We start from the raw sequence: 10,426 nt of genomic DNA, 5'->3' as shown, positions 1-10,426 counted from the left end.
CGGGCCTGCGTCAGGTGTGAGCGAGGTGATGGTCGGGGCCGGCACGGTCACGGTGAAGTTAGTGCCGCTGTCGGTGATGTCCACGTCGTTCTCCACGGCAATGGGCCCGGTCACGGCGGATGCCGGCACCTGCCCCCTTACCTCGGTGCTGCTGATGAACTGGTAGTTGTCGGCGTATACGTACTGCCCGCTCTCGTCGTAGAAGAGCAGCCCGCCGCCCTCTGAGAAGTAGGAGCCCGTCACGGTCACCACCGTGCCCACCGGGCCCGAGGTTGGCGTGAAGGAGGAGATAACTGGGGCTGGAGCAATTACTGTAAAATCACTTGGGCTATTAGCAACGGCAGTACCGTTATTATTGACAACCTGTATTTTTCCTGTGATAGCTCCTTCTGGTACAGTAGCCGTAATTTGATTATCATTTACTATGGTAAATGGTGCTGCAACACTATTGGCAAAATATACTACTTCTGTATTGATAAGATTAGACCCATTGATTGTTATCAAATCTCCATAAGAACCAGAAGTTGGACTAAAATTATCAATTACAGGAGCAAGTGTAGTAGTAGTACCTGCTAAATTTATAGTATAGTTTGTTTCGTCGGTGTCGTTAGTTACGAAATTTAAAGTAGCGCTTCTGCTTAGTCCTGAGCCTGTTGGTTTGAAAACGACGCTAAATGTAGTACTACCAGAACCGGCAACGGGAGACGTTGGTTGTTGTGTAATCTCAAATTGATCAGGGTTACTGCCCCCTAAAGTTATAGAGGAAACTGTTAAGTCAGCAGCGCCAGTGTTTTGTATAGTGAATGTTGCTGGTGCACTGGTAGTGTTCCTATTTTGTTGCGGGAAAGTATAAGTAGAATTATTCGCTTGATTGGTTCCGTCTTTTACTACATTAATCTCAGGAGAATCAGCTAAAGGATTTAGTATTACCTTGTCCACTAGTGTTGCCCCTCCTGCAGGTACAGCGTTTGACACAAACCTTACTTGAGTAGCTGTAGATGACAAGGTCTGGGTAATGGAGGTAGAGGGACCTGTACTTGACGTGGCTTTAGCTACTGGGTTAGTACTATTGAAAGTTCGAATGGTGTTCCAAGATCCTTCAACAAACTCTTGCAGAACCAATGCTCCGTCATAAGTACTATTTGTTCCAGTGTAAGCCATTTGAAAGCTCAACTCTCCCGGTTTTTGAGTGGTTATACCTGAAAAATCAATAGTAAGTGTAGCGCCGGCATTATTAAATGTAGCAGATCTAGTGGTAGAACCATTACCACCATCAGTAGACCCCAAATTTATACTGGCATCTGTGGTTGCCAAGCCTGAATGAGTCCATCCTGCTTTTGGAGCAGTTGTCATAAGTCTGTCCCATCGGCCTCCATGTGAGGTTGGCAAACTAGTAACCTGCGCCGAGACATTAAAGCAGGCTAATAGACATAGGCCTAGCAGGAGCCATACTTCACGCATCCCTCTGCCTTTCCCTAATTTGATACTGCGTAAAAGCTGTGTCATAACTCTTTCTTTTTAAGCGTGTTATTGGTGTGACAAATGTAGAAATTTAAAACCCGTATTACAATACCTACTTCTAGGTATGGTAAAATTAATATTATATTTAATAATTCTTATAAAATACCCAGTATATCCTAAAATGACTTATTCTCATTGTACTTGATGCAACAGGTTTGATTAGAGAACTAAGGTAATAAACAATTAAAGGGGTAACGCTTTATTAATAAGATACTTTTAGGCTAAATATAAATTAGCTCTTAATAACATAGGTTAGCCTTAAAGCCTAGGCTGGTTGTGGGGGCACCTGCCAGCTTGTTCTAATATACATTAATATTTTCTTCACTTAAGTAAAGCAAAACTTACTGTTGAATGAAGAATTGGTATTCTTATGATTTAGTTCAATCATACCTGAAAAATATTGAGATTATAAAAAAAGTCTTGTATTCTGCTGGTAAGATTGTGTAGATGAAGTTTATCAGAAACAATGCTATTTTACCTTAACTTCATAAGGCAGATCAATATTTTTCTGCCAATAGGTTTCAAAAGAATCTAAGTTAAGAGCGCAGAGGTAGCCAAACTCTTCGTTTTTATAATACACACAGCCAGCATCTAAGTTTATGCCTTTGGTTCTTTTCTTGATAGCTTTTTCAATTTTTGATTTAGGCTGGGGAAGGTGACCATGCACTAAAATTTTGCCTCCCAGCTTTTTAGTAGAGGCTTTCATACGCTTCGTGTTCATAAGGGTGTAGTTGCTGGTGGCAAGTGGGTTTTTGAGCGAAAGATCTATTCCGGCATGTACTAGTATAAAGTCATCTAATATGAGCAGCAACGGCATAGATCGGATAAAGCTGATATATCGCTCCGGGACGTACTTCAGTTTTTCCACACCAAAACTTTCCAGAGTTTTCTCTTTCTCATCTGATTTTAGCCACACACTGCTTTCGCCCTCGTCTACGGCATCAAGCAAAAGCTGGTCATGATTGCCCCGAAGGCACGTGATCTGGTGGCCCTTTTTCTGTAGCGTTAAAATGTAATCTAACACTCCTTTGCTGTCAGGGCCTTTGTTGATGTAGTCGCCTAGTAGGTACAGGTGGTCGTGAGGCTGGATCTGCAGCACTTCTTCAACCATTACCTGAAATGTGCGCAGGCAGCCATGTATGTCAGAAATGGCGTATCGGGCCATGGGTATCTCTTTCGTTTTCCGCAGCGTCTAAGTCTGCATTGCGGTTACTACTGAGTACGTAGAAGCGGGAGAGAGTTATGTGTGTTTTCTGATTTTTAAATTTCGGCAGTTTGTGGGGGGGCTTTTGAAGAATGAAAGTTAGATTTAAATCTTGTCAAAGCCACAAAAAAAGCACCCTCTGCAAAGAAGGTGCTTTTCTGTTGATTTATAAGAATATCAGGTTCCGCCGTAGCCAGGCTTGTCGATATTAGGTTTATCAGTATTCCGGTTAGGGTGAGTAATGGCATCCGGAGTAGGCTGTTCTCCCTCATTTACATGTTTTGCCACGGTGTCTTCAGAACGTTTAATGTCTTCTGGACCACCGGTTGTTTTTACTCCGGCTTTGGGTTGACCATGGTTTGCTGGTCCTCCTTTGTTTTCGCCACCTTGGTGGTTCGCATTATTGCTTTTATAAGGCATAATATTCTCCTTTCAGTTTAGTGAAACATTTAAAAAAGAAGGCTTAAAACACTTACTGTATTCCGCGGCCTTCATCCTCGGTGCGCATGTTGTCCTTTGGATGTTCGGTACTGTCTGCGTCTTCGTTTACGGTTACTCCAGTAGGCCCGTCAGAAGTGTCGGAGCCGTAACCTTCTTTACCATCACGGTTGCCGAAGCCGCCGCGCTGGGCTTCATTCTTAGGCGGATTTGCCCCCGGAATGATATGTCCGGCCATCATGTCGTCCATGTTGGTACTGGTGTCGTCTATTACCCGTATTGGTCTGTCATGACCATTTGGGTGTTGTTCTTTATCTTCAGTTGCCATAGGCGTTTGTCGTTAGGTGAATGGTCTCTATAAGTACTGTTTTCCACGTGGAAAGGTTGAGCGGTAGGTTCTCTTTCGTTTCTAAATCAAAGAATTGATCATCTACCCGCCAATTTGCTCTCCGCCGTTTACGTGTATGGTCTGGCCGGTAATATAAGAGGCATCTTCTGAGGCCAAAAACACATAGGCTGGGGCTACTTCAGAAGGTTGCCCTAGTCGGCCCATAGGTTGGCTTTTGCCAAAATCCCCTACTTCTTCCAGTGTGGCCGGAATCAGTGGCGTCCAGATGGGGCCGGGAGCTACGGCGTTTACGCGTATGCCTTTTTCTGCCAAGTTCTGCGAGAGCGATCTGGTAAAGGTGGTAATGGCGCCTTTGGTGGCGGAGTAATCCATCAAGTGACCAGATCCACGGTAAGACGTAATGGAGGTGGTATTGACTATGGAATCGCCTTTCTGCAGGTGGTTCAGAGCCTCTTGCGCCACATAGAAGTAGGCGAAGATGTTAGTTTTAAACGTTTTCTCCAGCTGCTCCGGCGTAATTTCGCGCAAGTCGTTTTTCTCGTGCTGCTCGGCCGCATTGTTTACCAAAATATTCAGGCCGCCCAGTTCCTTTACCGCTTGCTGTACCGCCTTTTTGCAGAAACTGGCGTCGCGCAGGTCACCGGAAATTAAGACGCACTTCTGGCCTTCCTTTTCTACCATGGCTTTGGTGTCTTGGGCGTCTTTGTCTTCGTTGAGGTACACAATAGCCACATCGGCACCCTCACGGGCGAAATGAACGGCTACTGCCCGGCCAATGCCACTGTCGCCGCCGGTGATCAGGGCTTTCTTGCCTTTCAATTTTTCGCTGCCTTTGTAGCCGTCTCTGATGATGATCGGTTCCGGCGTCATCTTATGCTCATCTCCGGGCTGGCTTTTCTGGTGCTGGTCTGGCACTTCCTGTGGTTTCTTTTCTTCTGCCATCTTATAGTTTGTTGATTGCTGGTTGTTAATTGTTTTTTGTGTGCTCTTGCAATTAGCTGTGAGAATTGCCGCACTTGTATCTCGCCTACGGGCGATGTACTAAGAGAATACGAGGGACTTTGGCAGAAGTGACGTGTTTTAAGCCTGCTTTTCAGAAATCAGCTCCAAAACATAGAGTAATTTGATAAATTTGCTACATGTGGAGAGAAGAGAACCATTCACTTTTTAAGAAATTCATCTTCAAAGACTTTCAGCAAGCTTTCGCTTTCATGACGGAGATAGCCGCCGTGGCCGAGGAATTGGATCACCATCCGTGGTGGAGCAACATGTATAATCAAGTCGAGATAAAGCTTACCACGCATTCTGCCGGTAACACCGTTACAGCCAAAGACCATGCGCTGGCTCAACTAATAGATGAATTAGCCAATAGGTTTAGGCAAGGATAAACGTTTTAGGCCTCTTTTCTGAAAACCACCTCGGAAACGCATTCCTGACTCAAGACTCGCGACTCATAACTCAAGACTCTTTTTTCGTATCTTTGGCCTATGGCCGAACCAGTTGAAGAAACCTGTCTTTATTTAGTGCCCACGCCTATAGGAAACCTAGAGGATATTACGCTGCGGGCCATTAGAGTACTGAAAGAAGTAGACGTAATTTTAGCCGAAGATACGCGCACGAGCGGCAAACTTCTGAACCACCTGGGCATTGACAAGCGCATGCACAGCCACCACCTGCACAACGAGCATAAAGCCGTGGCGCATTTGGTGGAGCGCCTGAAGAAAGGCGAGAAAATGGCCATGGTCTCTGATGCCGGCACGCCGGGAATTTCTGACCCTGGGTTTTTGTTAGTAAGAGCGTGTGTGCAGGAGGGGCTGAAGATTGAATGCCTGCCCGGCCCTACCGCTTTTGTGCCCGCTCTGGTTAAATCAGGCTTCAGTACCGACAGGTTTACCTTTGAAGGATTTCTGCCTGTGAAGAAAGGGCGGCAGACGCGGCTTCAGAGCCTGGCGCAGGAAGAACGAACCATGATCTTCTACGAGTCGCCGCACCGGGTGCTCAAGACGCTGGAGCAGTTCAAAGAATACTTCGGGCCTGACCGAATGGCCTCCGTGAGCCGCGAAATCAGCAAGATGTTTGAGGAAACCCTGAACGGCACACTGGAAGAGCTGGTGCACACGTTTACCACAAAAGCTATAAAAGGAGAATTTGTCATTGTTGTTCAAGGAAACAAATAACCGATACTATTTGCCGCTGCTGGCGTTCTTAAGCGCCTTTTTGCTGTGGCTGGGCTGGCCGGTGAAACCGTTGGCTTTTTTTCTGTTCCTGGGTTGGGTGCCGTTTCTACTCATGGAACAGTCCATCTCGGCCAAAGCCAAACCAAAGCGGGGGCGCACTTTCTTCAAATATGCGTACCTGACGCTCTTCCTTTGGAATTTATTTACCACCTACTGGGTAAGTTACTCTACTTTGTTTGGCGGGGCGGCGGCGGTCATTTTTAACGCTTTGTTCATGACTGCGCCCATGATGGCCTTTTTCTGGACGAAACGCGCTGCCGGTAAAGTTGTAGGCTACCTGAGCTTGCCCGTGTACTGGATAGCCTTTGAGCAGTTCCACCTTAACTGGGACCTTACGTGGCCGTGGCTTACCTTAGGCAACGGTTTTGCCGCGGTGCCTAGTTGGGTGCAGTGGTACGAGTACACAGGTTATTTAGGCGGATCGCTGTGGGTGTGGATTGTGAACCTGTTGGTGTTTTTTGCCTTCACAAGCTCTAAAAGAGGCTTTGCCAAATGGGCGGCTCCGGTGCTGGCGGTGGTGCTTCCTCTTGCCGTCTCTTTCTGGATATGGAATGCTTATGAAGAAAAAGGCGATGCTGCCGAAGTAGTGGTAGTGCAGCCTAACGTAGACCCGTATAAAGAGAAGTTTCAGGAGGGCGAGAATTATTTATCTTTTGAAGAACAACTAAACCGATTAATAAAGCTGTCTGAGCAAAAAATCACGCCCGACACTAAGTTCTTGGTATGGCCTGAGACTTCTATCACCAATGGTTTGAATTGGGAAGAAGGCTTTGCCACCAGTCCGCTCAAACTTACTCTGCTCGACTTACTCCGCCGGCACCCTAACCTGGAATTAGTGGCTGGCATCACCACCGCCACCTTGTATCCAGATTCTGCAAACAAAAGCGTTTCGGCCCGATACCATCCGCAAGTGGGGTACTATGACATCTTCAATGCTGGGCTTCACCTTAAGGCAGACGGGCGGCATGAGTTTTACCATAAGTCAAAGCTGGTGCCGGGTGTGGAGAAAATGCCATACCCTCACTTACTGAAGTTCTTGGGTCCGTTAGCCATAGATTTGGGTGGTACAGTGGGCGGGTACGGTACACAAGAAGAACGTACCGTATACAAACACAGCCAAAATCAAGCATGGAGCGGGGCGCCGGTTATTTGCTATGAATCAATTTACGGCGAGTACGTGAGCAAATATGTTCGTAACGGAGCTGGAGCCATTTTTATCATCACCAACGATGCCTGGTGGTCAGACTCGCCTGGGTACAAGCAGCACTTAACCTATGCATCTTTGCGGGCCATTGAAACTAGGCGCTCTATTGCCCGTTCTGCTAACACAGGTATCTCTGGGTTCTTAAACCAGCGTGGCGAAATCACTCAAAAATCAGAGTGGTGGGTTCAGGACGCCCTGCGTGACCAAGTGAAATTTAATCAAGAATTAACCTTTTACACCCGCCACGGCGAGTATATTGGGCACGGTGCGCAGTGGCTGACCTTAGGCTTTTTATTAGCTGCCTTGGTTCTAAGCTTTACCCGCCGCAAAAAAAGAGTTTAACATTCCTGCCCGTAGGCTGCGTTTCTAGCCTGTTTTGCAGAAAATAAGCCAAAAACGCAGCCTACGGGTCAAGTACTCCTCAACTATGAAAGATTTTTCCGCGCTCCGCGATCAAGTGGTTACTCTGACCAAGCAAGTAGGTCAGTTCATATTTGCCGAAGCCCAGCAGTTCGACATGTCTAAGATGGAGCGCAAAGGCTTCAATGATCTGGTGTCTTACGTTGACAAGCAAGCCGAGGAGAAATTGGTGGCGGGGCTACAGCAGATTTTGCCCGAAGCCGGTTTCATTACTGAAGAGGGTACCAGCACCGAGAAAGGGGAAGAGTTCAACTGGATCATAGATCCACTAGACGGTACCACCAATTTTATTCATGGCTTACCTATTTACTCGGTAAGCATTGCTCTGCAACAGCACCAGGAGCTGGTGATTGGGGTAGTGTATGACATTACCAGAGACGAGTGCTACCATGCCGTGAAGGGCGGCGGCGCGTACTGCAACGAGAAGAGAATCTCCGTTTCCGCTACCCCCAGCCTTAGTGACTCTCTAATTGCCACGGGCTTTCCGTACTACAGCTTTGACCAAATGCAGAAGTACCTGCAGGTTATGGGAAGCTTTATGCAGAACTGCCACGGCGTTCGTCGCTTAGGCTCAGCCGCTCTAGATTTAGCCTATGTGGCTGCCGGAAAATTTGAGGGTTACTTTGAATTCAATATTAACTCATATGACGTAGCCGGCGGAGCCATCATAGTGCAGGAGGCCGGTGGTCAGGTCACCGATTTCAAGGGTGGTAAAGATTATGTCTTCGGACGGGAAATCTGCGTGAGCAACAGCCCTAAAGTGCAGGAAGAGATGCTGAAATTGATAGAGCCTTTCTGGAAAGAATAGAGTAATGGTACTACTTATTTAGCCCCTGTTTTAGGCCTGTTTTTGCGAAAATAAGCCTAAAACAGGGGCTTTTTCTGTGCAAAAATTCTGTTTCCTACACTGTGCCTCGGGTAACTCTACTTCTTCCATGAAATAAAAATGTAACCTGTAACGGTATATAGTAGTCTTTGAAACAAACTTAGACGCAATAACATGAACAGCCAGAAAGAGAATCTGAACCCTAGCCGGTCTATGCAGGCTGGTGCTTTGGTTGGCATAGGTATAATGGCGGGGGTAGATGAAATCATTTTCCACCAAATACTGGCTTGGCACCATTTCTACGACGGCTCCACTACAGAAGTAGCTTTATTGACAGACGGCCTGTTGCATGCGGCTGAACTGGTGGCCATTGTGGCTGGTTTCTTTCTGCTGATGGATCTAAGAAGAAGTAATGCCTTAATTAATATAAGAGCTTGGGCAGGCTTCTTCCTGGGGTTGGGCGGATTTCAGCTTTTCGATGGAATAGTAGATCATAAAGTGCTGCGCCTGCACCAGGTGAGGTATGTTGACAACCTGCTTCCTTACGATCTGGGCTGGAATGCCGTTGGCTTATTGTTACTGCTTATTGGCTTATTTCTGCTCAAAAAGGCACGGCAGTCTGACAAAAATTCTGTGTCTGTTGCTGCTTAGCTTCCTAATCCTGATAAAATGGAGCACCACTCTTCTCACCACTTATCTGGTAGTTCAGTTGCAGAATGGATTCCGATGCTCTTGGTTGTAACCTTGGCCCTAGGTTATGTGAGTGCGCTTGTAAAATTGAAGAGCAAAGACTTGACTTGGAGTGCTTGGCACAGCATCAGCTTTGGGCTAGGCACTGGCTTGTTAGGAATTGCTTTGCACCCGCAACTAATGCAATGGGCGCACCATGATCTGCGGGGGCACATGGTGCAACACTTGCTACTGGGTATGTTCGCGCCTATTTTTCTGGTGTTAGGCGCCCCAGTTACTTTGGCGTTGAAAACTTTGCCGGTAAAGGTAGCCAGAGGCGTAACCGCTATCTTGAGAAGCAAAGTCTTTTACCTATTCAGCCATCCGGTAGTGGCGTTGCTGTTGAACATTGGTGGCATGTATATATTATATCTTACTCCGCTGTATAATGTGAGTTTGACACAGCCGTGGCTGCACTACATCATTCACCTTCATTTTTTGCTGGCGGGTTATCTCTTCTGTTGGTCAATGATTGGTTTAGAACCGGTGCCTCAAAGACCGGGCTTACGGGTAAGAATCTTTGTGCTGTTCCTGAATATAGCGCTTCATGCCTTCCTGAGTAAGCTAATGTATGCTTATTTGCTCCCACATAACTCACCACACCCTGAAGAGCAAATACGGGAGGCCGCTAAGCTAATGTACTACTGGGGAGATCTGTCTGAGTTGTTGTTGACTATTGCACTCTTTGCCTTGTGGTACCAAAAACGACATCGTTCTAAAAATCAGATTTCCTCATTAAGCGTTAGTTGAACTTGCTTTGGCAGGTTGAATGAAGAATATCAATGTTAGTTTAAACTATTTGTACCTTTGCCTGCGTTAAAGTTGATAGCTATGGTACAGGAAATCATCATTTTTTTAGTCTTCGGCTTGGCGACATTTTATGTGCTGCGGCTGGGTTATAAAAGCTTTTTCACGAAGGAAGTAGGCTGCGCCAAAGGCTGCGGTGCCTGCTCAACCATTGACCTGAAGAAAATTGAACAGGAAATAAAAGCCAAGCATGCTTCGGTTAATTCGTAGGATGACTAATTTCAATATGTAAAACGAAAGAAGCTGCTCCAGACATGAGCAGCTTCTTTCGTTTTACAGTCTTGCCAACTTATAAGGCATCTAATATCTCTTTGAATTGTTGGGCAGTCATGGGTTTGGTGATGTAGCCCTTTACGCAGGGGTACTTTAAAGCTTTTTCACGGTCGGTCTGGCTTGCCGAGGAGCTAACTACAAACAGGGTGATGTCACGTGCTAATTCCAGCTTACGGTACTGATCCAGAAATTGCCAGCCATCTAAATAAGGCATTTCCAGATCTAACAGAATAAGCTCCGGTAATTGATCGTCATGCTGCTGGTGTTGCTGAAAAAAGTCAAGAGCTTCTTGCCCATCAAAGAACTGAAGCACTTCCTGTACCCGCTCTGTGCAGTCTATTATACTCTTGGAGTAAAATTGGTAGATTTCATCGTCATCAATCACGCATATTTTTGATTTGGCTGTCATTCCTCTGCT

13 protein-coding genes are annotated in these 10,426 nt (G+C 46.3%); 7 read left to right on the top strand and 6 right to left on the bottom strand.

All coding sequences use genetic code 11. The features are described from left to right. From A8O23_RS19800 to A8O23_RS19780, 5 genes are all read right to left on the bottom strand, one after another. A partial coding sequence (locus A8O23_RS19800) for a choice-of-anchor D domain-containing protein (protein WP_153042298.1) occupies positions 1-1,506 on the bottom strand: 1,506 nt, incomplete at its 3' end. Positions 1,507-1,990: 484 nt separating this feature from the next. Then, complete coding sequence (locus A8O23_RS19795; RefSeq protein ID WP_066625376.1) at positions 1,991-2,686, bottom strand: metallophosphoesterase family protein; 696 nt, start codon at positions 2,684-2,686, stop codon at positions 1,991-1,993. A 216-nt stretch (positions 2,687-2,902) separates the two neighbouring features. After that, positions 2,903-3,145: a hypothetical protein gene (locus tag A8O23_RS19790; protein WP_066625373.1), complete on the bottom strand. Its 243-nt coding sequence runs from the start codon at positions 3,143-3,145 to the stop codon at positions 2,903-2,905. A gap of 52 nt (positions 3,146-3,197) precedes the next feature. After that, on the bottom strand, positions 3,198-3,491 hold the full coding sequence (locus A8O23_RS19785) for a hypothetical protein (RefSeq protein ID WP_066625370.1): 294 nt from the start codon (positions 3,489-3,491) through the stop codon (positions 3,198-3,200). 102 nt (positions 3,492-3,593) lie between these two features. Further along, the gene (locus A8O23_RS19780) at positions 3,594-4,454 is read right to left on the bottom strand and encodes an SDR family oxidoreductase (protein ID WP_066625369.1); all 861 of its coding nucleotides are present in this window, start codon (positions 4,452-4,454) and stop codon (positions 3,594-3,596) included. A gap of 197 nt (positions 4,455-4,651) precedes the next feature. Here A8O23_RS19780 and A8O23_RS19775 point away from each other — a divergent pair, with 197 nt between their 5' ends. From A8O23_RS19775 to A8O23_RS19745, 7 genes are all read left to right on the top strand, one after another. Beyond that, entirely contained in the window at positions 4,652-4,900 is a 249-nt protein-coding gene (locus tag A8O23_RS19775) for a 4a-hydroxytetrahydrobiopterin dehydratase (RefSeq protein WP_066625368.1), read from the top strand. A 99-nt stretch (positions 4,901-4,999) separates the two neighbouring features. Next, positions 5,000-5,689 carry a 16S rRNA (cytidine(1402)-2'-O)-methyltransferase gene (rsmI, locus tag A8O23_RS19770; protein WP_066625367.1) on the top strand — a complete coding sequence of 230 codons (690 nt, stop codon included), beginning with the start codon at positions 5,000-5,002 and terminating at the stop codon, positions 5,687-5,689. Continuing rightward, positions 5,661-7,295 (top strand): apolipoprotein N-acyltransferase, encoded by a 1,635-nt coding sequence (lnt, locus tag A8O23_RS19765; protein WP_153042297.1) that lies wholly within the window; start codon positions 5,661-5,663, stop codon positions 7,293-7,295. Before rsmI ends, lnt begins: the two co-directional genes overlap by 29 nt. 85 nt (positions 7,296-7,380) lie before the next feature. Beyond that, complete coding sequence (locus tag A8O23_RS19760) at positions 7,381-8,181, top strand: inositol monophosphatase family protein (protein WP_066625358.1); 801 nt, start codon at positions 7,381-7,383, stop codon at positions 8,179-8,181. Positions 8,182-8,373: 192 nt separating this feature from the next. Continuing rightward, the gene (locus A8O23_RS19755; protein WP_066625357.1) at positions 8,374-8,850 is read left to right on the top strand and encodes a DUF2243 domain-containing protein; all 477 of its coding nucleotides are present in this window, start codon (positions 8,374-8,376) and stop codon (positions 8,848-8,850) included. A gap of 18 nt (positions 8,851-8,868) precedes the next feature. Beyond that, entirely contained in the window at positions 8,869-9,678 is an 810-nt protein-coding gene (locus A8O23_RS19750) for a cytochrome c oxidase assembly protein (protein WP_066625356.1), read from the top strand. An 81-nt stretch (positions 9,679-9,759) separates the two neighbouring features. Then, on the top strand, positions 9,760-9,945 hold the full coding sequence (locus tag A8O23_RS19745; RefSeq protein WP_066625353.1) for a hypothetical protein: 186 nt from the start codon (positions 9,760-9,762) through the stop codon (positions 9,943-9,945). Between the two features lie 79 nt (positions 9,946-10,024). On the opposite strand, the gene A8O23_RS19740 is transcribed toward A8O23_RS19745, so the two are convergent. Next, positions 10,025-10,417, bottom strand: a complete 393-nt coding sequence (locus tag A8O23_RS19740) for a response regulator (RefSeq protein ID WP_066625351.1) — start codon at positions 10,415-10,417, stop codon at positions 10,025-10,027. Between the last annotated feature and the right edge of the window lie 9 nt (positions 10,418-10,426).

The organism is Rufibacter roseus (assembly GCF_001647285.1).
GTDB classification, from domain to species: Bacteria; Bacteroidota; Bacteroidia; order Cytophagales; family Hymenobacteraceae; genus Nibribacter; species Nibribacter roseus.
Note: the sequence above shows the minus strand (reverse complement) of the source record. Positions and strands in the feature narration are given on the sequence as shown.

Coding starts and splice junctions, on each gene's coding strand:
- A8O23_RS19795 (WP_066625376.1), bottom strand. CDS start 2,686: ATGGCCCGATACGCCATTTCTGACATACATGGCTGCCTGCGCACATTT.
- A8O23_RS19790 (WP_066625373.1), bottom strand. CDS start 3,145: ATGCCTTATAAAAGCAATAATGCGAACCACCAAGGTGGCGAAAACAAA.
- A8O23_RS19785 (WP_066625370.1), bottom strand. CDS start 3,491: ATGGCAACTGAAGATAAAGAACAACACCCAAATGGTCATGACAGACCA.
- A8O23_RS19780 (WP_066625369.1), bottom strand. CDS start 4,454: ATGGCAGAAGAAAAGAAACCACAGGAAGTGCCAGACCAGCACCAGAAA.
- A8O23_RS19775 (WP_066625368.1), top strand. CDS start 4,652: ATGTGGAGAGAAGAGAACCATTCACTTTTTAAGAAATTCATCTTCAAA.
- rsmI (WP_066625367.1), top strand. CDS start 5,000: ATGGCCGAACCAGTTGAAGAAACCTGTCTTTATTTAGTGCCCACGCCT.
- A8O23_RS19760 (WP_066625358.1), top strand. CDS start 7,381: ATGAAAGATTTTTCCGCGCTCCGCGATCAAGTGGTTACTCTGACCAAG.
- A8O23_RS19755 (WP_066625357.1), top strand. CDS start 8,374: ATGAACAGCCAGAAAGAGAATCTGAACCCTAGCCGGTCTATGCAGGCT.
- A8O23_RS19750 (WP_066625356.1), top strand. CDS start 8,869: ATGGAGCACCACTCTTCTCACCACTTATCTGGTAGTTCAGTTGCAGAA.
- A8O23_RS19745 (WP_066625353.1), top strand. CDS start 9,760: ATGGTACAGGAAATCATCATTTTTTTAGTCTTCGGCTTGGCGACATTT.
- A8O23_RS19740 (WP_066625351.1), bottom strand. CDS start 10,417: ATGACAGCCAAATCAAAAATATGCGTGATTGATGACGATGAAATCTAC.